Here is a 20,459-nt window from a genome sequence, read left to right as displayed (position 1 = left end):
GCGGTTTCCGGGGCGGGGTGGCAAGATCCGCCACCCCGCCCGCGGGGGTGTCCCAGGGTGTGGACTAGCGGGCGCCCACAATGCGGCCGGTGACCTCGCCGAGGCCCACCCGGACCCCGTCCGGGCCCGGCGCCCAGGCGGTCATGGTGACGGTGTCGCCGTCCTCCAGGAAGGTGCGCTTGCCGTCGGCCAGTTCGATGGCGTCCCGGCCGTTCCAGGTCAGCTCCAGCAGGGAGCCCCGCTGGTTCACCTCGGGTCCGCTGACGGTGCCGGAGCCGTAGACGTCGCCGGTGCGCAGCGAGGCGCCGTTGACCGTCATGTGGGCGAGCTGCTGGGCGGCCGTCCAGTACATGGTCGCGAACGGCGGACGGGCCACCTCCTGCCCGTTGACCGACACGGTGATGTGCAGGTCGAACCCGCCGTCCTCGTCGGTGGCGGAGTCGTCGAGGTAGGGCAGCAGGGGGAAGTCGCGGGCCGGCGGCGCGACCCGGGCGGCGTCCAGGGCCTCCAGCGGGGTCACCCAGGCCGACACCGAGGTGGCGAAGGACTTGCCGAGGAAGGGGCCGAGCGGCACGTACTCCCAGGCCTGGATGTCCCGCGCGGACCAGTCGTTGAGCAGGAACAGCCCGAAGACGTGCTCCCGGAAGTCGCCGAGGGCCACCTGCTCGCCCATCCCGGACGGGGTGCCGACGACGAAGCCGACCTCGGCCTCGATGTCGAGCTTGGTGCTGGGCCCGAAGACGGGCGCCGGGTCGGCGGGGGTCTTGCGCTGCCCGGAGGGCCGTACGACATCGGTGCCCGAGACCACGATGGTGCCGGAGCGGCCGTGGTAGCCGATGGGCAGGTGCTTCCAGTTGGGGGTGAGCGCGTCGCCGTCCGGGCGGAACATCCGGCCCACGTTGGTGGCGTGGTGCTCGCTGGCGTAGAAGTCGACGTAGTCGGCGACCTCGTACGGCAGGTGCAGGGTGACCGCGTCGAGGGCGATGAGGTGCGGTTCGACGGTCGGCCGGTGCCCGGGGTCGGTCACCCAGGCGGTCAGGGCGCGCCGTACGTCGTGCCAGACGGTGCGGCCGGCGGCGAGCAGCGGGTTGAGGGAGGGCTTCCCGAGCAGTCCGGCGTACGGGGAGCCGAGCGCGAGGGCGGCTGCACCGGCGTCGAGCACGTGACCGCCGAGCCGCACGCCGATGCGCCGCCGGGCGGGCTCCTCGGCCGTGCTGAACACCCCGTACGGGAGGTTGTGCGGTCCGAACGGATCGCCCTCGGGGACGTCGAGGGGGCTCTGCTGGGGCATGGGGTGCTGCCTCGCTTTCCACGCGGCCGGGGGTGTCCCGGGTGACACAGTGCGGGTTGACACGTTACGTGGCTCCTTTAGCGGACGGGAGGCCGGATTGGGGAGCGATTTGTAGGACTTGTCCGAGCCGGTCCTATCCTTGGCGCCGTGACTCGCGCCCTCCCGCACTCTCCCTCTCCCTCTCCCTCTCCCTCTCCCTCCCTCCCCTATGCCCTCATCGCCACCGACCTGGACGGGACCCTGCTGCGCGCCGGTGACACCGTCTCGCGCCGCTCGTACGCCGCGCTGGCGCGGGCGCGCGCGGCGGGCGCCCGGCACATCGTGGTGACCGGCCGCCCCGTTCCCCAGGTACGCCATGTCCTGGACGGGCTCGGCTACACGGGGCTCGCGGTGTGCGGGCAGGGCGCGCAGGTGTACGACGCGGCGGGCGGGCGGCTGCTGCACTCCGTCCCGATGGACCGGGAGCTGGCGGAGGTCGCCCTCGGGAAGATCGAGGCGGAGATCGGGGAGGTCTACGCGGCGGTCAACGGGGCAGGCCTGGACGCGGCGGCGATGCTGATAGAGCCGGGCTACCGGATGCCGCACCCGCACCTGGCGACGATCCGGGTCGCCCGCCGGGCCGAGCTCTGGTCCGCCCCGATCAACAAGGTGCTGCTCCAGCATCCGGAGCTGGACGACGACGAACTGACGCGGATCGCGCGGGGGGTGGTCGGGGACCTCGTCAACGTGACGATGGCGGGGGAGCACACGGTGGAGCTCCAGCCGCCGGGGGTCTCGAAGGCGAGCGGGCTGGCGGTGGCGGCGGCCGAACTGGGCTTGAGCGGGGGCGCGACGATCGCGTTCGGGGACATGCCGAACGACATCCCGATGTTCGCGTGGGCGGCGCACGGGGTGGCGATGGCGAACGCGCATGCGGAGCTGGTCGCGGTGGCCGACGAGGTCACCCTGTCCTGCGAGGACGACGGCATCGCGGTCATCCTGGAACGCCTCTACCGTTCCTAGTCAGTGAGCAGGAGTGAGTCTTGGGCCCACGTCCCGGCACTGCGCGCATCCCGAACGGTTGTGGATGCGCTGGTCTCCCGCGTTCCTTGTGTTGTCCCTGTCCGGGCACGTGCATCGTGTGCACGGTCCGTGACGGGTGGGCGGGTTCCCTCACGCTCTTGGGCACCACGGTCGGCCTGGACGGTCCGATGCCCGCGACGATCACTCCGGTCGTCGCGGGGCGGTGCCGTCCGTCGCCGGATCGGGTGCCCGAGGGCGCGTCGTCCGATCGCGATACCGGCGGCATCGTGACGGGAGATCTTGCGTCGTGGGGTGACAAGCGGCTTGCGCCAGTGCTGATCGCCCCACTGAGAGGTGTAAGCCGGATCAACCGCGACGATCGACAGACCGGCTTCGGCGGCCATGGAGACGAGCCGAGCCTTGAGCCTGCCGGTGGGCATACCGGAGATGAGCTGCCGGAACCGCTTCTTGCGGCCGTGCTTCTCCCGGGTCTTCTCCGCTTGGAAGTCAAGGTCCTCGACGGCGATCGCGGCGACGCCGCGTCGTTTGGCCCAGTGCAGTACCTGGGTGATGGCGTGCCGGATCTGCGCATCCCGGTGGTCCGCGGTGCCCGACAGGTCATAGAAGAACCGGTGCGGCTCACCCATCGGATTGCCGTGGGTGTCGAGGCGGTAGGCGGCGAAGTGGCCGGCGTTCGTATCGACGCCGATCACACCGCTCGTGAGTGCCGTCTCCAGCGGGATCGTCTGGACGACGGGGCGCTGCCAGGATGCGGTGAGGTACCAGCGCCCGCGCGGGGCGTCGTAGTGGATGCGGTAGGCGACGGCCCGGTTGCCGTCGATCCGGTCCCGCCATTCCCGGCCCCGGTGCGCGAAAGCGATGCGGGAGGCCAGGACGTACCGGCCGTGCTTGGCATTCGCCAGATCCGCGAGTGGCGCGGGCAGCTTGATGGATACCCGGCCGTCAGGGGTGACACGGATCGTCTCGTTTCCGAAACGCTTCCCCGACTCGCCGTCAGCGGCCAGGAACCAGCGCTCCGCCTCCCACCGCTGCCGCCACTCGGCCTCGGTGAGCTGCACTGCCTGGAGGTTGCGCCGGTTGTTGAGGAGCTTTCGGCCGCCGCGCACGATGTGCACGACGCCGTTCTCCCGGTCGGCTCGGGCGACGTCGAGACGGTGCTCCAGGGTGTGCAGACGCCGGGATTTGTGGAACCACTCGCCCTTGCTGCGGTATCCGCCCGGTGCCCGCTTGCTGCCCTTGCCCCCAAGGGGCTGGGACAGTCGGTGCGTCAGCATGCGGACACCGGCCTCAAGGCTTTGGATGTGCGCGAGCTGGCAGCGGCGGGAGAGTGCCCACTGATCATGTGTGGCCTTCGTGATCGACCCGGCCCAGCGGGAGGACGACCCGGCTGTCATCGCCCGCTTCCGGGCAGCCCACGTGTCCGTGGAGTGCTCCAGGCCGTCTTGAGGTCACGGGACGCGAGAACGCCCAGGTGCTCGCCCACGCCACGCAGAACCGTCTCGTCCTGGGCGGTCAGGCCCTTGAGGCGGTCGCGTATCGCCACACCGGACGGGCCGAGCGCCACGAACGGCGCCTCGACGGTGCGCAACTGCCGCTTCTTCGGCTGCTCAGTCATCGGCAGCCGCCGCTACCAGAGCCTTCCTCGCCCGGTCCTTCGCTGAGCGGCGGCCGTACAGACGGGCGCAGAACGAGGTCAGTACCTCCATCATGTCCCGCACCAGGTCGTCTTCGGTCTCGCCGTCATCGAGAACGATCAGGCGGCGGCCATGTGCGGACAGCGCGGCCTCGACCAGTTCCACGTTCATCCGCCCGAGCCGGTCCTTGTGCTCCACAACCACGCTGGTCACACCCGGGTCAGCGAGCAGCCGCCGGACTTGGGAACGCGAACCGTTCACACCCGAACCGATCTCGGACTCGACTCGCACAACCCGATGACCGGCCTTCGCAGCCCACGCCGACAACCTGGCGTTCCAGATCCGGCTTCTGGCCGTGAGAGGAGACACGGGCATACAGCCCAAGACCACCGGCCGCTTCAGAAGCGGTGCCTGCGCCCACATTCACCAGGATCACGCGCGTCCCGACCCTCTGGGCCGGCACCGGCAAAGTGCCCTCACGGAACCAGCGATACGCAGTCTGCGGATGCACACCCTGTGCCTTCGCCCACTCCTTGAGGTTCATGCACCCGACGGTAACGACACTCACCAAAACGCACCATAACTCACAAGAGTGAACCAACAAGGCAGCAGCCCACCGCCCCGACGGGGCCCAGCCCGTGCCGGGGCCGCGGGGCGCCGCTGCGCGGAATAGGCCCGCCCCTTTCCCGAAACCGGAGCTGCGCCCCGGACCCCGTCAGGGGCGCGGGGAACTGCGCGACCGGCCACAGCCGGCCCGCAGGCCCGCAACAAGGGGCCGCCCCGGCCCCGGGGGTGGGGCGTGGGGCGGGGCCCCGGGCGGGGCCGGGCGGCAGCCCGGTTTCGGGAAGGGGCGGGGTGGGGGATAGGCGCGCGCAGCGCAGGGCGGGGTCAGCCCGCTGCGCGGGGGAGGCGGCGTTCCCAGGTGTGGTGGAACACCACCTCCTCGCCCTCCCGGCACACCACCTCGTTCAACGTCAGGAAGCCGCCCTCATCGCACGAGGTCTCCGACCGCGTCTCCACCCGCGCATCCCACCCCAGCTCCGGCCGGTGCAGCCGGATCCGCCACTCCGAGCGCGCCCGCGCCGACAGCGGATCCGCCTCCTGGATCTCGTACACCTCCGCCGTGTCCTCGCCGAACTCCAGCCCGTCCGGGTACACCCGGGTGCCCCCGTACCGCGGATCCACCTCCAGCCGCCACATCCCGCGCGCCACGTCCCGTACCACCAGCCGTTCCGGGCGCGGCTCGTCCAGGGTGACGGGGAAGGACACCCCCAGCGGTTCCGACTGTTCCGGTGCCTCGAACGCGACCGAGCCGTCCGCCGGCGACGGCGACCGCACCGGCAGGGTCAGGGTGCTGCCCGTCGGGTCCACCGTCCAGCCGGCCTCCGAGCCGGCCCGCGGCCAGATCCACGGCCAGTACGCGGAGGAGAGGGCCAGGCGGATGCGGTGGCCGGGCGGGAAGGAGTGGCCGATGCCGTTGAGGTCGAAGGTGACCGCCTCCCAGGCCCCGGCCGGCCACGGCACGGCCCGGTCCCGGCCCGTCCGGGCCGACAGGTTGAGCGCACCCCGGGTGACCAGGGTCGAGGACCCGTCGGGGGCGACATCGCAGAGCCTGGCGATCACCTGCCCGTACGGGACGTCCATGCGGAGGCGGACCGTCACCGAGGGCCGCCCCAGTACCTCCACCGCGGAGCCGACCGGCACCGGGAACTCGAAGCACGCCGACTTCGCGTCCTCCTCCCGCTGGTCCGGCGGCAGGTCCGCGTCGTTGCCGAACGGGAAGAACCGGCCCGCGTCCACGCCGGTGTGCTGCGGGGAGCGCACCAGCACCGGTTCGCCCTGGAAGGCGTACGCCACCGGTGTGACGTTCGGCGAGGGCCAGGCGGGGTCCGCGACCCAGCGGCCCGGCATCTCCTGGTAGACCGTGCGCGGCGGGTGCGAGTCGCTGATCCAGGAGCGGAGCAGCGGCTCGTCCATGACCCCGTTGTCGGCTCCCTTCAGCCAGTGGTCCCACCAGCGCAGGGTCTCCTGCAGGAAGCCGATCGCCGGGCCGGGCGGCAGCCCGCGGTCCGGGTACTGGTGGGACCACGGCCCGATCAGGCCGCGCACCCGGTCCGCCGGCAGGTGCTCTACCAGCCGGAGGACCGTGTCCCGGTAGGGGTCGTGCCAGCCGCCCACGGCCAGGACGGCCGCGCCGATCGCCCCGTAGTCCTCGCAGACGCTGCCGTGCTTCCAGTAGCCGTCCCGGGTCTGGTGGGACAGCCAGGTGTGGATCAGGGGTTCCACGGACTCCAGGCGGGACAGCCACTGTTCCCGCCAGCCCTCGCCCGCGTACAGCGGGTCCGGCGGGCGGGCGGCGAAGGCCAGCATGGTGGCCGCCCAGGCGTGCATGTCCACGGCCAGCACCGAGCCGCCCATGTAGTGGACGTCGTTGTCGTAGCGGTCGTCGGTGGAGCAGACGGTGACGATGGCCTTCAGCGGTTCGGGGGCGAGGGCGGCGATCTGGAGGGAGTTGAAGCCGCCCCAGGAGATGCCGAACATGCCGACCGAGCCGGTGCACCAGGGCTGGGCGGCCAGCCATTCGACGACCGCGACGCCGTCGGCGAGTTCCTGCGCGTCGTACTCGTCGCCCGGGCGGCCGTCGCTGTTGCCGTGCCCGCGCACGTCCACCCGTACGGAGGCGTATCCGTGCCCGGCGTACCAGGGGTGCCGCTGCCAGTCGCGGGGCGCGGTCCAGTCGGTCAGTCGGTACGGCAGGTACTCCAGCAGCGCCGGCACCGGTTCGTCGGTGAGCGGGCGCCAGATGCGGGCGTAGAGCTCGACGCCGTCCCGCATCGGGATCCGGACGTCGTCGTGCGTCGTCTCGTAGGGGAACTCGGTACGGATGATCATCGGCGACCTCGAAACCTCAACCTCGAAACCTCAAACCTGGAAACCTGGAAACCTCAGTGGACGGGGTGCATGGTGCGCCGGAGCCACGGCGCGAGGGCGAGCACGGCCAGGCCGACGGCCACCGCGATGGCGCCGTTGACGCCGAAGTACACGGGGTTGGACACCTCGCCGTAGAACTTCACGACCTGTGCCTGGATGCCGTTGGCCAGGGCCAGCGAGAGGAACCACAGGGCCATGGTCTGGCTGCTGAAGGCCTTCGGCGCGAGTTTGCTGGTGGCGGACATGCCGGAGGTCTGCAGCAGGACGTCGCCGAGGCCGAGCAGCAGGTAGGAGCCGACGATCCACCAGGCGGCCATCCGGTACGTGTCCGTGGCGTGCCCGGAGGTGGGGATCACCATCAGCAGGAAGGACAGGCCGCCCAGGATCACCCCGAAGGCGATCTTGTTGGAGGTCTGCGGCTGGCGGCGGCCCATCCGGACCCAGACGGCGGCCACCACCGGGGCCAGCGCCACCTCGAAGGCGCCCAGAGCCGAGGCGTACCAGCCGGCCGGGAAGTCGAAGCCGAGGAGGGAGGTGCGGGCGTTGGTCGAGGCGAGCAGCATCATCGTCGAGTACGCCTGGAAGAGGATGAAGTTGAAGGCGACCGAGGCGAGGAAGAGCACCGCGTACGGGCGCAGCCGGCCGCGCTCCTCGGCGCTGACCTGCGGGCTGCGGAACATCACCGTGAAATAGACGACGGGCGCGATCACCGAGGTGAGGGTGAGGACGTCGACGAAGCGGTCCATGGTGAGCCAGCCGGCGGCGGCGAGCAGGCCGCAGAGGGCAGCGAGGCCGAGCAGCCCGCCGGCGATGGTCCGTACGGCGCGGCGCATGGCGTCGGGGGTGAGGGGGAACTCGGCCGAGTGTTTCCGTCCGGCCAGATGGCGGCGGCCCAGTACGTACTGCACCAGCCCGGCCGTCATGCCGAGCGCGGCGGCCGAGAAGCCCCAGTGCCAGCCCTTGTTCTCGCCCAGCCAGGCGGTGACCAGCGGGCCGGCGAAGGCGCCGATGTTGATGGCCATGTAGTAGAGGGCGAAGCCGGCGTCGCGCCGCTCGTCGGCCGTCCGGTACAGCTTGCCGACCATGCTGGCGACATTGGGCTTGAGCAGGCCGGTGCCGGCGCTGATCAGGCCGAGGCCCGCCCAGGTCATGGCGGTGGTCGGGACGGCCATGGCGTAGTGGCCGCAGGCGATGAGGATGCCGCCCCACAGGACGGCCCGGTAGGAGCCGAGGATCCGGTCGGCGAGCCATCCGCCGGCGACGGAGACCAGGTAGACCATGGTTCCGTAGGCCGCCGAGACGGATGCGGCGGTGCCGGGGTCCATGCCCAGGCCGCCGTTCGCCACGGTGTCCGCGAAGTAGAGGACGAGGATGGCCTGCATGCCCAGGAACGAGAAGCGTTCCCAGACCTCCAGCCCGGACAGCGTGGCCAGGCCCCGGGGGTGTCCGAGGAAGGCGTGGTCGTCGGCGGGCGGCGGCTGGTCGGCCTGGGGGTCCACCGGCTCCGGCAGCTCCGGGAGCTCCGGCGGCTCCGACGGCTCACCTATGGCAGTCTCAGTTCTGGACAAAACGTATTCTCCGGTTGTTATGGGTCTCTCAAGAACATACCGGTGCGCATCGGGTGGTGCGTGAAAAGCGGGCCCGGCTTGGAACGGCGGGCGCTCACGGTGATCGAAAATGGACGGGATACGCTGGCTTGAGCGAAGGCAGCGACACATCGACAATCCAGGTGATCGTCACCGTGATCGGCAGCAGACAGGAGTACCCCTCGTGACCGTCGTCGGGCCGTTCGGACTGAGCGTGCGGGACCAGGCTCTTGAGACCGATGTCCAGGCCGGACTGGCGGCCGTGGAGGCGGGTCTGCTGGAGGCCACCAAGAGTGAGGTCCCCTTCATCACCGAGGCAGCGCAGCACCTGGTACGCGCCGGGGGCAAGCGCTTCCGGCCGCTGCTGGTGATGCTGGCCTCCCGGTTCGGGGATCCGTACGCGCCCGGAATCGTGCCCTCCGCCGTGGTGGTGGAGCTCACCCATCTGGCCACCCTCTACCACGACGATGTCATGGACGAGGCGGACGTACGCCGCGGGGTGGACAGCGCCAACGCCCGCTGGGGCAACTCGGTGGCAGTCCTGACGGGTGACTTCCTGTTCGCCCGCGCCTCGCACATCCTGGCCGACCTCGGACCGGAGGCCGTCCGCATCCAGGCCGAGGCCTTCGAGCGGCTGGTGACGGGGCAGATCCTGGAGACCGCCGGCCCGCGCGACGGCCGCGACCCGGTCGCGCACTACCTCGACGTCATCGCCGGCAAGACCGGCTCGCTGATCGCCGTCTCCGGCCGGTTCGGCGCGCTGATGTCCGGTGCCGACGAGTCGGTGGTCGACATCCTCACCCAGTACGGCGAGCGCCTCGGCACCGCCTTCCAGCTGGCCGACGACGTCCTCGACATCGCCTCCGACTCCCACGAGTCCGGCAAGACCCCCGGCACCGACCTGCGCGAGGGCATCCCGACCCTGCCCGTGCTGCGGCTGCGCGAGATGGCCGCCCGGGACCAGAACCCCGAGGACCTGGAGCTCGTCGCCCTGCTCGACAGCGATCTGACGGACGACGCCCGGCACGCCGAGGCGCTGGCCCGGCTGCGCGTCCACCCGGCGCTGGAGCAGGCCCGCCGCGACACCATCCGGTATGCGGAGGACGCCCGCGCCATGCTGGCCCCGCTGCCCGAGTGCTTTGCGAAGTCCGCGCTGGAAGAGCTGTGCGACGCGGTGGTACACCGCGCCGGGTAGTTCTTCCGGCGGTGCAACGGGCCCTTTCTACCCCTACGGGATGGGGGAGGAAGGGCCTTGTCGTCTCATCCCACGGTCGTACGCGAATTGGCTCCGCGGACTGACGCGGCCTACGGGCCCGGTTTGGTCAGATGGATGCAACAACCCCACCGCATCGGGTGAGCGTGGCGACACGGGGGTCGCCGCCGAAGACACAGAGGGCAGGGCACTGACATGGCAGCGAACACGAAGACTTTCCGCAAGGCCGCGCGGTACGCCGTACCGGTCGCGGTGATCGGCGTGGTCGGCGCGACCGTCGCACTGGTCCCGGCCTTCGCGAACGCAGGAGGCCCTGATCTGCCGAAGATCACGGCGCAGGAACTGATCGAGAAGATCGCCGCCTCGGACGTGGAGCAGCTGTCCGGCACCGCCAAGATCAGTACGGACCTGGGCCTGCCGAAGCTCGCGGGCGGACTGCTCGGCGGCGGTGGCGGGGTGGCCGGCGGCTCGGCGGACCCGACGGACAAGGTGGCCCAGCTCGCCTCGGGCACCCACACCTTCACGATCGCGGCCGATGGCCCGGACCGCCAGAAGCTGACCTTCCTGGACGGCAAGGACGAGTACAGCCTCACCCACAACGGCAAGGACGTGTGGGGGTACGACAGCCAGTCCAACGAGGTCTACCACGAGAAGGCGGACGAGGCGCGGCCGGCTCCGGAGCGCAAGACCGCGGAGCGGCTGCCGGCCACGCCCAAGCAGCTGGCCGAGGAGGCCCTGAAGGCGGCCGGCACCACCACGGAGGTCACCGTCGGCGACACCGCGCAGGTCGCCGGGCGGAACGCCTACCAGCTGGTGCTCAAGCCCAAGCAGTCCGGTTCGACCGTGGACTCGGTGCGGATCGCGGTGGACGCGAAGAACGGCATGCCGCTCCGCTTCCAGCTGCTGTCCGGCAAGGGCGGCAAGCCGATCGTCGACGCGGGGTTCACCCAGATCGACTTCAAGAAGCCGGCCGCCGACACCTTCGCCTTCACCCCGCCCAAGGGCGCGAAGGTGATCGAGGGCGACTCCGAGCACGGCAAGGACGGCAAGGAGTTCAAGGGTCTGGAGTCCATCCCCGGCCTGGACGGTCTGACCGGCGGGGCCCTGAACGGCGCGGGCGCGGGCGAGGTGAAGGTCCTCGGCGAGGGCTGGGCCTCGGTCGCCCGGATCGACTCGGGCACGGGCAAGGGCCTCAAGGAGCTGGAGAACGACAAGAACGCGCCCAAGGAAGCCAAGCAGTTCCTGAACTCCCTCGGGGACAAGGTCACCGGCAAGTTCGGTGAGGGCCGGGTCTTCTCGACCCGTCTGGTCAACGCCCTGATCACGGACGACGGCAAGGTCTACGTCGGCGCGGTCACCAAGGACCAGCTGGTGAAGACGGCCGACGCCGACAAGTAGCCGACAAGTAGGCGCACCTGCACGGAGGGTGGCCCGGGACCTGTGTCCCGGGCCACCCTTTCGCCGTTCCCGTTCTGCGTACAGCAACCCCGCTGTACGGTGAACGGTATGTCGAGACACGTCACCATCCGCCTGGACGAAGAGTTCCACGAACGCCTCAAGGCGCGTGCGGCGGCACTGGGCACGACGGTCACCGCGATGATCACCGAGGTCACCGAGCGCGAACTGGACGAGGACCGGAGGAAGTTCCTCTCCGGAATAGAGGAGTTCGCCGATCACTGGGGCTACTTCCAGGAGCGGTTCGGGAATTGAAGATCACCATGGAGTGGGCCTGGACCGCACTCGCCCACCATCTCCCGTCCGATCCCGCCGTGTGGGATCCGTCCGGAGTGGCGGCTGCGGTGGCGCGGCACCAGAACGACCTGGTGCTCGTCCCGGAGCAGCCGGCCCCGGACACGGCCTGGCGGGCAGCCGCCTTCCTGCACACCCTGGCCGTGTGCCCGGCGCTGGAATCCCCGATGAACGAGTTCTATGCAGCCGCCGCCACCCGCTCGTACCTGCGGGTGGCCGGGGCCAAGCAGCTGCCCTCGCCGGAGGCGCTGGGTGATCTGGTGGAGGCTGCCAAGAAGGGCCGGGCGGACATCGCCGCGGTCGCGGAGGAGCTCCGCGCCCAGATCCAGGAGCCGCCGCCGGTGATGCACGGCGACGGCTCCGAGGACGGCGGGACCGGGATCAGAAGGTGATCTTCCAGCTGTTGATGTAGCCGATGTCCTGCGCCGCCGCGTCCTTGACCCGGAGGTTCCAGACCCCGTTCGCGACCTCGCTGGAGGCGTTGACGGTGTACGTCTGCACCAGGTTGTCGGCGCTGCCGCCGCTGCGGTTGTGCAGGTTGTAGACGGTGCCGTCGGGAGCGACCAGGTCGACCACCAGGTCACCGCGGTAGGTGTGGACGATGTTCACGTCCACCTTGGTGGTGGCCGGGGCGTTGCCCGCGACACCGGAGACCGTGATCGGCGAGCTCACCGCGGCAGCGGGGGAGTCCGGTATGTTCACGTCCGCGGTGTTCTCGAAGGACTGGCCCGGCGGGACCGGGGTGCCCGCACCCAGGTTCCACAGGGCGTAGGCGATGGCGTCGCTGTTGCGGTCCAGGGCGGTGTCGTTGACGCTCGCCAGGGTGTCGCAGGAGGAGTGGTAGCAGCGGTCGAAGGCCTGCCCGGCGGTGCCGCCCCACTTCTGGGCCTGGGCCGCGGTCTTCGTCCGGCTGGCGCCGGTGAAGAGACCGCCGACCGGGATGCCCACGTTCTTGAACGACGCGTGGTCCGACCGTCCGTCGCCCTCGGTCTCGATCTCCGTCGGGACGCCGATGCCCGAGAAGTAGTTCTTGAAGGTCTGCTCGATCGCGGGGTCGTCGTCATAGACGAAGTAGCCCGCGTTCAGCGAGGCGACCATGTCGAAGTTCAGGTAGCCCGAGAGCTTCGACCGCTCGGCGGCCGGCAGGTTGTTGACGTAGTACTTCGATCCGATCAGGCCGAGCTCCTCCGCCCCCCACCAGCCGAACCGCAGGTGCTTGGTGGGCTGCAGGCCGGCCCGCGAGACGGCCAGGGCGTTCTCCAGCAGGGCCGCCGAACCCGATCCGTTGTCGTTGATGCCCGGGCCGGAGGTGACGCCGTCCAGGTGTGCGCCGGCCATCAGCACCGAGTTGGGGTCGCCGCCGGGCCAGTCGGCGATCAGGTTGTAGCCGGTGGCGCCGCTGCTGGTGAACGTCTGCAGGGTGGTGGTGAACCCTGCGGCATCCAGCTGGGCTTTGACGTAGTCGACCGAAGCTTTGTAGCCGGCCCGGCCGTGGGCGCGGTTGCCGCCGTTGTTGGCGGCGATGGTGGAGAACTGCTGGAGGTGTGCCTTGACGTTGGCCACCGGGATGTCCGGCGGGGTCGGCGCCGCGGTGCCCGCCGACGGGGCGGCGATCGCAGTCGGGGCGGCTATCGCACTCGGCGCGGCGAGCGCGGCGGGAGCGGCGGCGCCGACCAGGCTGCCCACCGCGAGTGCGGCGACGGCGAGGACGGCAGGGCGTCGTGGAACGGACAGACTCATGTGGGGGCTCCGGGATTCCGAACGGGGATGGAACGGAACGTGCGGGGATAGAGCGTCTGTGCGAGCCCGATGGTCAGTGAGAGTGTGACTATCCGTCAAGAGCGTAATCCGGTCACGGTGGTTCGCTTAACGGACAATCGCCCGCACGCATGATGCGTACGGGCGACTGCGGGACGGAAGATGTGCGGTTAAGCCGACTGCGACGGCTCCCGGGGAGCGGCAACGGCGGGGCCGGCCGGGAGGGGCTCCAGCGGCTCCAGCGGGGACCGGGCGCGCCGCGCCGCCCGCAGCGCATCCCAGGTGAGCAGCGCCAGCGCGACCCACACCAGGCCGAAACCGGCCCAGCGCTCCGGCGGCATGGCCTCGTGGAAGTAGAGGACGCCGAGGGCGAACTGGAAGACCGGCGCCAGGTACTGGAGCAGGCCGAGGGTGGAGAGCGGGACCCGGATGGCCGCGGCGCCGAAGCAGATCAGCGGCAGCGCGGTGACCAGGCCGGTGGCGGCGAGCAGCGCGGCATGGCCGGCGCCCTCGGAGCCGAAGGTCAGCTCGTCCCGGCCGCTCAGCCACAGCAGGTAGCCGAGGGCGGGCAGGAACAGGATGGCGGTCTCGGCGGCCAGGGACTCCACCCCGCCCATGTTGATCTTCTTCTTGATCAGCCCGTATGTGGCGAAGGAGCAGGCGAGCACCAGGGAGATCCACGGGGGGCGGCCATAGCCGATGGCGAGCACCAGGACGGCGGCGGCGCCGATGCCGACGGCCGTCCACTGGGCGGGCCGCAGTCGCTCGCCGAGGACCAGTACGCCCATGCCGATGGTGACCAGCGGGTTGATGAAGTAGCCCAGGCTGGCCTCGACTACCTGGCCGTTGTTGACGGCCCAGATGTAGACGCCCCAGTTCACCGTGATGAGGGCGGCGGCCAGGGAGGTCAGGGCGAGTTTGCGGGGCTGCCGTACGAGCGTGCGGATCCAGCTCCAGCGGCGCAGCGCGAGCAGGATGACGCCCAGTACCACCACGGACCACACCATGCGGTGGGCCAGGATCTCGACGGCGTCGGAGGGCTTCAGCAGCGGCCAGAAGAGGGGGACCAGCCCCCACATCCCGTAGGCGCCGATTCCGTAGAGCAGACCCGTGCGCTGCTCGTTCTCTGCCTTCACGGGCCCTCCTGGGTGGTGCAGGCGTATTCCGGCCAACCTCTCGACGGTAGCGCCGGACGGCCGCAATGTCATGGCCGTCCACAGTGACACTCATGACACCCTCGAGTGGGCGCGCGGGCGCGTGCGGACAGCAGAACGGGCCCGGAGCTCATGGGAGCTCCGGGCCCGTCCGACGGGACGCGGGACACGCAGGTGCGCGGCGCGGGTCAGCCGATGACCGTCCAGGTGTCGTTGCCGGTCAGCAGCCGGCTCAGGTCGCCCTTGCCGTACTGCTCGATGGCGGAGTCCAGCTGGTCCGCCATCTGCGTGTCGTAGACCGGCCGCTCCACACTGCGGAACACCCCGATGGGGGTCTGGTGCAGGGTGTCCGGGTCGGCGAGCCGGGACAGCGCGAAGGCGGTGGTCGGCGAGGTGCTGTGCGCGTCGTGGACCAGGACCCGCGCTTCGTTCTCCGGGGTGACCGCCACGACCTGGAGATCGCCGGTGGCCGGATCCCGGACGACGCCCTTGGTGCCGTCCGCACCGAACCGGATCGGCTGCCCGTGCTCCAGCCGGATCACGGCATCCAGCGCCTGGTCGTTGTCCTTGAGGACCTCGAAGGCGCCGTCGTTGAAGATGTTGCAGTTCTGGTAGATCTCCACCAGCGCCGTACCCGGGTGGTCGGCAGCCGCCCGGAGCACCTCGGTCAGGTGCTTGCGGTCGGAGTCCACCGTGCGCGCCACGAAGGAGGCCTCGGCGCCGAGCGCCAGGGACACCGGGTTGAAGGGCGCGTCCAGGGAGCCCATCGGGGTGGACTTGGTGATCTTGCCGACCTCGGAGGTGGGCGAGTACTGGCCCTTGGTCAGACCGTAGATCCGGTTGTTGAACAGCAGGATCTTGAGGTTGACGTTCCGCCGCAGGGCGTGGATCAGGTGGTTTCCGCCGATGGACAGCGCATCGCCGTCACCGGTGACCACCCACACGCTCAGGTCGCGGCGGGAGGAGGCCAGGCCGGTGGCGATGGCCGGGGCGCGGCCGTGGATGGAGTGCATCCCGTACGTGTTCATGTAGTACGGGAAACGGGAGGAGCATCCGATTCCGGATACGAAGACGATGTTCTCCTTGGCCAGCCCCAGCTCGGGCATGAAGCCCTGTACGGCCGCCAGGACCGCGTAGTCACCGCAGCCGGGGCACCATCGGACCTCCTGGTCCGACTTGAAGTCCTTCATGGACTGCCGGGCCTCGGCCTTGGGGACCAGGGAGAGCAGGGAATGGCCGGCCGGTGCAGCCGCCGTCTCAGTCATTGATGGCCTCCTTGAGAACCGTCGCGAGCTGCTCCGCCTTGAAGGGCATTCCGTTGACCTGCGTGTACGACTGCGCGTCGACCAGGTACTTCGCCCGGATCAGCATGGCGAGCTGCCCGAGGTTCATCTCCGGCACCACTACCTTGTCGTAACGCTTCAGGACCTCGCCGAGATTCCTCGGGAAGGGGTTGAGGTGGCGCAGATGGGTCTGTGCGATCGGGACTCCGGCGATCCGCAGCCGCCGGACCGCGGCCGTGATCGGCCCGTAGGTGGAACCCCAGCCCAGGACGAGCGTGCGGGCCCCGTCCGGGTCGTCCACCTCCAGATCCGGGACCTCGATGCCGTCGATCTTGGCCTGCCGGGTGCGGACCATGAAGTCGTGGTTGGCCGGGTCGTAGGAGATGTTGCCCGTGCCGTCCTGCTTCTCGATGCCGCCGATCCGGTGCTCCAGCCCCGGGGTGCCGGGCACCGCCCACGGGCGGGCCAGCGTCTCGGGGTCGCGCTTGTACGGCCAGAAGACCTCGGTGCCGTCCGCCAGCTCGTGGTTCGGCCCGGAGGCGAACCGGACGCGCAGGTCGGGGAGGTCTTCGAGGTCCGGGATCCGCCAGGGCTCGGAGCCGTTGGCCAGGTAGCCGTCGGAAAGCAGGAAGACCGGGGTCCGGTAGTTCAGGGCGATCCGGGCCGCGTCCAGGGCGGCCTCGAAGCAGTCCGCCGGGGTCTTCGGGGCCACGATCGGGACCGGGGCCTCGCCGTTGCGCCCGTACATGGCCTGGAGCAGGTCGGCCTGCTCGGTCTTGGTGGGCAGCCCGGTGGAGGGGCCGCCGCGCTGGATGTCGACGACCAGCAGCGGCAGCTCCAGGGAGACCGCCAGACCGATGGTCTCGGACTTCAGCGCCACTCCGGGGCCCGAGGTGGTGGTCACGGCGAGCGCCCCGCCGAAGGCCGCGCCGAGCGCGGCGCCGATGCCGGCGATCTCGTCCTCGGCCTGGAAGGTCCGTACGCCGAAGTTCTTGTGCTTGGACAGCTCGTGCAGGATGTCCGAGGCCGGGGTGATCGGGTACGAGCCCAGGTAGAGCGGCAGATCAGCCTGCTGACCTGCGGCGACGAGCCCGTACGAGAGGGCCAGGTTGCCGGAGATGTTCCGGTAGGTGCCGGGCGGGAAGGCCCGGGTGGCCGGAGCCACCTCGTAGGAGACCGCGAAGTCCTCGGTGGTCTCGCCGAAGTTCCAGCCGGCCCGGAAGGCGACGATGTTCGCCTCGGCGATGTCCGGCTTCTTGGCGAACTTCTGCCGCAGGAACTTCTCCGTGCCCTCGGTGGGCCGGTGGTACATCCAGGACAGCAGGCCCAGGGCGAACATGTTCTTGCTGCGCTCGGCCTCCTTGCGGGAGAGCCCGAAGTCCTTCAGCGCCTCGACGGTCAGGGTGGTCAGGGGCACCGGGTGGACGTTGAACGCGTCCAGCGAGCCGTCCTCCAGCGGGGAGGTCTCGTAGCCGACCTTGGCCATCGGGCGCTTGGTGAACTCATCGGTATTGATGATGATCTCCGCGCCGCGCGGCACATCGCCGATGTTCGCCTTCAGGGCCGCCGGATTCATCGCCACCAGCACGTTCGGGGCATCGCCCGGCGTCAGGATGTCATGATCGGCGAAGTGCAGCTGGAACGAGGAGACACCCGGCAGAGTGCCGGCAGGGGCGCGGATCTCGGCGGGGAAGTTCGGCAGCGTGGAAAGGTCGTTTCCGAATGACGCGGTCTCCGAAGTGAACCGGTCACCCGTGAGCTGCATTCCGTCGCCGGAGTCACCCGCAAAGCGGATGATCACCCGGTCGAGGCGGCGGATTTCCTTGCCGCCCGGGCCCGCCGGCGTGCGCTGCCCGGTGACTACGGCCCCTCCTGCCCCGTCGGACTGCTCGGCTGGGCTACTGACCTGGCTGGTCACTGAACTGGACCTCCTTCGAGGCGGGCGCCCCAAGGCCAACCCTACGTCCGTAAGGATGTCCTTCCTCGGGTCGCTCATATTCTGGACGGCTTTTTGAGACGGCCGGTTCAATTTGCCAATAGCTGACAGAATGTCAGTTGATCAGGAATTCAGATAGGTGAGGACCGCCAGCACGCGGCGGTGATCCCCGTCACTCGGCGAGAGGCCGAGCTTCATGAAGATATTGCTGACATGCTTCTCGACCGCTCCATCGCTGACCACCAGCTGTTTCGCGATCGCGGAATTCGTGCGGCCTTCGGCCATCAGGCCCATCACTTCGCGCTCACGGGGGGTCAATCCCGCAAGAACGTCCTGCTTCCGGCTGCGGCCCAGCAGCTGGGCCACCACCTCGGGATCCAGCGCGGTACCGCCCCGGGCCACCCGCACGACAGCCTCGGTGAACTCGCGCACCTCGGCCACCCGGTCCTTCAACAAATACCCCACCCCGGTGCTGGAACCGGCCAGAAGTTCGGTGGCGTACTGCTCCTCCACGTACTGCGACAGCACCAGCACGCCTATGCCGGGGTGGTCCCGGCGCAGCCGCACGGCCGCCCGTACCCCCTCGTCCGTATGGGTGGGAGGCATCCGGACATCCGCCACCACCACATCCGGCAGCGCTTTCTCGGCCGCCAGCTCGGCGACCGTCTTGAGCAGGGCTTCTGCGTCCCCGACGCCCGCAACGACGTCATGCCCCCGGTCGGTCAGCAGCCGGGTCAGGCCCTCACGGAGCAGCACTGAATCCTCGGCGATGACCACCCGCACCCTGTCTTCCACGTTTCAGCAGCTCCCGCGTGCACTCGTATCCGGCATTGGCTGAGCCAAGCATCCCAGCCTCGCGTCCCGGACAGGGCCAGCCTTAAGGACGAGTGGAGATCCAGGTCGGGACACCGTCCGTACGGGCCCGTGCCCGGTACGCACACGAAACCGGCCGAGCCCGCAGGCCCGGCCGTTCGAGTGGCTCTATAGCTTCGGAGTGGTCAGTCCCGCCAGGGCAGCTCGGCGATCACGGTCGTCCCACCGCCCGCCGGGGATTCCACGAGCAGGACGCCGTCCACCGCGTCCAGCCGCTCGCCCAGCCCCGCAAGGCCGCTGCCGGCTCCGGCGCTCGCCCCGCCCAGGCCGTCGTCCGCGACCTGGATCAGCAGCCGCTCGCCGGACTTCCACACGTCCACCGAGGCGGTCCGGGCCTGTGCGTGCTTGCTGATGTTCTGCAGCAGCTCGGAGACGGTGAAGTACGCGATTCCCTCGATCGCGGCAGCCGGCCGCGCGGGCAGCTCCACTGCCACCTGGACCGGCACCGTGCAGCGGGCGGCCACCGAGGACAGGGCGGCGTCCAGCCCCCGGTCGGTCAGCACCGCCGGGTGGATCCCGCGGGCCAGATCGCGCAGCTCCTGGAGGGCGATCTTCACCTCGCCGTGCGCCTCGTCGACCATTCGGGCGGCTGCCTTCGGGTCCTCGGTCAGCTTCTCCTTGGCCAGCCCCAGGTCCATGGCGAGGGCGACCAGCCGGGCCTGTGCGCCGTCGTGCAGATCGCGCTCGATCCGCCGCAGGTCGGCGGCGGCGGTGTCGACCACGATCCCGCGGTCCGACTCCAGCTCGGTGACGCGGGTGGCCAGCCGGGACGGCCCGAGCAGGCCGGTGACCAGCAGCCCGTCCACGGTTGCCAGCGCGCGGATCACCCAGGGGGTGATCAGGGTCAGGGCCAGCCCGAACAGGCAGGTCAGGGCGACTCCCGCCGGGCCGGCGAGGTAGAAGGTGTAGTCGTCGTTCTGGAACAGCTGGAGTCCGGGCTGGTCGGTGAAGGCAGGGAAGACCCAGAACCACACCGGGTAGAGCAGGAAGGACCAGCCGTAGGCCCACAGGACCAGCGCGAGGGTGAAGGCGAAGACCGACCACGGGAAGTGGAGGAGCGAGTACAGCACGTGCCGCCAGGCGCTGCCGCTCTTGAGCATGGCGCCCATCCAGGCCAGCGCGCCGGACTTGCCGGCCCGTACGCGCACGGGCTCCGGATCGGCGACGTCCAGGTGCAGCAGGGCCCGGGCGCGGCTGCGCTCGAAGGCTCCGAAGCCACGGCACATGGCGAGCACCCCGGCGAGCACCGGGACGCCGATGAAGGTGACCAGCAGGCCGGCGCCGAGGCTGATGCCGGTGATGGCGAGCGAGAAGTACAGGACGCTCAGGGGAAACCCGAGCATCAGATAACCGAACTCCCGCCAGGTCCGCCCCTCGACCGGCGCCCGCAACACCGCCGGCACCCGCCGCTCCCGCTCCACCGTGCCGTTGCCGTTGGCCATGTTCCCGATCCCGTCCTGTCGGCCTACCCCTGAACCCCTGAACACCCCCACCTTCCCGCGCCCCCACCCCTGCCATCCATGCGGCAGGTCGGCGTCCTCACCGGGGGGTTAACCCCACCCCGTCGGGGGTGGCGGGGGCTTGCTTGGGGCGGAGCCCGCGCGTACGGGGCCGGGGCGGAGCCTCGGGGGGTGTGGTCCGGCGGAGCCGGGGGGCGTCCGGCGGAGCCGGGCCCGCGGGGTCCGGGGAACGGGGGCGGGGGTGGAGCCCGCGCGTACGGTCCCGGGGCGGAGCCCCGAACGGGGTGCCGGGCGGAGCCGGGGCACCAGGCGGGGTCCGGGGCGGAGCCCCGGGGATGGGTCCGGCGGAGCCAGAGCCTCCGGGTCCGGGGCGGAGCCCGGGACGGGGGTGGGGGCGGAGCCCCGGGGTGCCGGGCGGAGCCCGGGCACTTGGCGGGGTCCGGGGCGGAGCCCCGGTTTCGGGAAGGGGCGGGGTGGGGGAAGGCTCCGCGCAGCGGCCCCCCCCCCCCCCCCCCCCCCCCCCCCCCCCCCCGGGGCCCCCCCCCCCGCCCCCCCCCCCCCCCCCCCG

At 70.6% G+C, this 20,459-nt stretch carries 14 protein-coding genes and 2 pseudogenes; 5 read left to right on the top strand and 11 right to left on the bottom strand.

Annotated elements, in window-relative coordinates; genetic code table 11:
* Window positions 1–64: 64 nt before the first annotated feature.
* Window positions 65–1,291 (bottom strand): fumarylacetoacetase, encoded by a 1,227-nt coding sequence (gene fahA / locus ABT123_RS28295; protein ID WP_351319735.1) that lies wholly within the window; start codon window positions 1,289–1,291, stop codon window positions 65–67.
* Between the two features lie 147 nt (window positions 1,292–1,438).
* On the opposite strand from fahA, the gene ABT123_RS28290 reads away from it, so the two are divergent.
* Window positions 1,439–2,293, top strand: coding sequence for an HAD family hydrolase (locus ABT123_RS28290; protein ID WP_351319733.1), 855 nt, complete (start codon window positions 1,439–1,441; stop codon window positions 2,291–2,293).
* Here the strand turns inward: ABT123_RS28290 and ABT123_RS28285 are convergent.
* The 4 genes and pseudogenes from ABT123_RS28285 to ABT123_RS28270 all read right to left on the bottom strand — a co-directional run bounded on the left by ABT123_RS28285 (window position 2,290) and on the right by ABT123_RS28270 (window position 8,390).
* Window positions 2,290–3,929 (bottom strand): annotated as a pseudogene (locus ABT123_RS28285) (nuclease/transposase family protein). The gene ABT123_RS28290 and the pseudogene ABT123_RS28285 sit on opposite strands and share 4 nt — an antisense overlap.
* A pseudogene (locus tag ABT123_RS28280) lies at window positions 3,922–4,492 on the bottom strand (IS607 family transposase). Before ABT123_RS28280 ends, ABT123_RS28285 begins: the two co-directional pseudogenes overlap by 8 nt.
* A gap of 344 nt (window positions 4,493–4,836) precedes the next feature.
* Window positions 4,837–6,840 carry a CocE/NonD family hydrolase gene (locus ABT123_RS28275; RefSeq protein WP_351319731.1) on the bottom strand — a complete coding sequence of 668 codons (2,004 nt, stop codon included), beginning with the start codon at window positions 6,838–6,840 and terminating at the stop codon, window positions 4,837–4,839.
* Between the two features lie 53 nt (window positions 6,841–6,893).
* Window positions 6,894–8,390, bottom strand: coding sequence for a peptide MFS transporter (locus tag ABT123_RS28270; protein WP_351319891.1), 1,497 nt, complete (start codon window positions 8,388–8,390; stop codon window positions 6,894–6,896).
* A gap of 259 nt (window positions 8,391–8,649) precedes the next feature.
* On the opposite strand from ABT123_RS28270, the gene ABT123_RS28265 reads away from it, so the two are divergent.
* From ABT123_RS28265 to ABT123_RS28250, 4 genes are all read left to right on the top strand, one after another.
* Window positions 8,650–9,660: a polyprenyl synthetase family protein gene (locus ABT123_RS28265; protein ID WP_351319729.1), complete on the top strand. Its 1,011-nt coding sequence runs from the start codon at window positions 8,650–8,652 to the stop codon at window positions 9,658–9,660.
* A gap of 213 nt (window positions 9,661–9,873) precedes the next feature.
* On the top strand, window positions 9,874–11,076 hold the full coding sequence (locus tag ABT123_RS28260; RefSeq protein ID WP_351319727.1) for a LolA family protein: 1,203 nt from the start codon (window positions 9,874–9,876) through the stop codon (window positions 11,074–11,076).
* Window positions 11,077–11,184: 108 nt separating this feature from the next.
* Window positions 11,185–11,388 (top strand): plasmid partition protein ParG, encoded by a 204-nt coding sequence (locus ABT123_RS28255; protein ID WP_351319725.1) that lies wholly within the window; start codon window positions 11,185–11,187, stop codon window positions 11,386–11,388.
* Window positions 11,385–11,819, top strand: coding sequence for a hypothetical protein (locus tag ABT123_RS28250; protein ID WP_351319723.1), 435 nt, complete (start codon window positions 11,385–11,387; stop codon window positions 11,817–11,819). Before ABT123_RS28255 ends, ABT123_RS28250 begins: the two co-directional genes overlap by 4 nt.
* Here the strand turns inward: ABT123_RS28250 and ABT123_RS28245 are convergent.
* The 6 genes from ABT123_RS28245 to ABT123_RS28220 form a co-directional block, all read right to left on the bottom strand.
* Complete coding sequence (locus ABT123_RS28245) at window positions 11,809–13,167, bottom strand: M28 family metallopeptidase (RefSeq protein WP_351319721.1); 1,359 nt, start codon at window positions 13,165–13,167, stop codon at window positions 11,809–11,811. The genes ABT123_RS28250 and ABT123_RS28245 overlap by 11 nt on opposite strands.
* 188 nt (window positions 13,168–13,355) lie before the next feature.
* Window positions 13,356–14,321, bottom strand: coding sequence for an EamA family transporter RarD (gene rarD, locus ABT123_RS28240; RefSeq protein WP_351319719.1), 966 nt, complete (start codon window positions 14,319–14,321; stop codon window positions 13,356–13,358).
* Window positions 14,322–14,527: 206 nt separating this feature from the next.
* Window positions 14,528–15,604 carry a 2-oxoacid:ferredoxin oxidoreductase subunit beta gene (locus ABT123_RS28235; RefSeq protein ID WP_351319717.1) on the bottom strand — a complete coding sequence of 359 codons (1,077 nt, stop codon included), beginning with the start codon at window positions 15,602–15,604 and terminating at the stop codon, window positions 14,528–14,530.
* A complete protein-coding gene (locus ABT123_RS28230) occupies window positions 15,597–17,540 on the bottom strand; it encodes a 2-oxoacid:acceptor oxidoreductase subunit alpha (protein WP_351319715.1) in 1,944 nt (647 codons plus the stop codon). The genes ABT123_RS28235 and ABT123_RS28230 overlap by 8 nt, the downstream gene beginning before the upstream one ends.
* Window positions 17,541–17,681: 141 nt before the next feature.
* The gene (locus tag ABT123_RS28225; protein WP_351319713.1) at window positions 17,682–18,341 is read right to left on the bottom strand and encodes a response regulator transcription factor; all 660 of its coding nucleotides are present in this window, start codon (window positions 18,339–18,341) and stop codon (window positions 17,682–17,684) included.
* A 215-nt stretch (window positions 18,342–18,556) separates the two neighbouring features.
* Complete coding sequence (locus tag ABT123_RS28220) at window positions 18,557–19,873, bottom strand: sensor histidine kinase (protein WP_351319711.1); 1,317 nt, start codon at window positions 19,871–19,873, stop codon at window positions 18,557–18,559.
* Between the last annotated feature and the right edge of the window lie 586 nt (window positions 19,874–20,459).

Source organism: Streptomyces sp. NPDC002054 (assembly GCF_040296685.1).
Classification (GTDB): Bacteria; Actinomycetota; Actinomycetes; order Streptomycetales; family Streptomycetaceae; genus Streptomyces.
The sequence above is the reverse complement of the archived record's forward strand: the minus strand, read 5'-3'. Positions and strand labels throughout refer to the sequence as shown.

What these genes read in the sequence shown, in the direction of transcription:
- ABT123_RS28260 (WP_351319727.1), top strand. Translation starts at nt 9,874, where the DNA reads ATGGCAGCGAACACGAAGACTTTCCGCAAGGCCGCGCGGTACGCCGTA.
- ABT123_RS28235 (WP_351319717.1), bottom strand. Translation starts at nt 15,604, where the DNA reads ATGACTGAGACGGCGGCTGCACCGGCCGGCCATTCCCTGCTCTCCCTG.
- ABT123_RS28275 (WP_351319731.1), bottom strand. Translation starts at nt 6,840, where the DNA reads ATGATCATCCGTACCGAGTTCCCCTACGAGACGACGCACGACGACGTC.
- fahA (WP_351319735.1), bottom strand. Translation starts at nt 1,291, where the DNA reads ATGCCCCAGCAGAGCCCCCTCGACGTCCCCGAGGGCGATCCGTTCGGA.
- ABT123_RS28255 (WP_351319725.1), top strand. Translation starts at nt 11,185, where the DNA reads ATGTCGAGACACGTCACCATCCGCCTGGACGAAGAGTTCCACGAACGC.
- ABT123_RS28245 (WP_351319721.1), bottom strand. Translation starts at nt 13,167, where the DNA reads ATGAGTCTGTCCGTTCCACGACGCCCTGCCGTCCTCGCCGTCGCCGCA.
- ABT123_RS28220 (WP_351319711.1), bottom strand. Translation starts at nt 19,873, where the DNA reads ATGGCCAACGGCAACGGCACGGTGGAGCGGGAGCGGCGGGTGCCGGCG.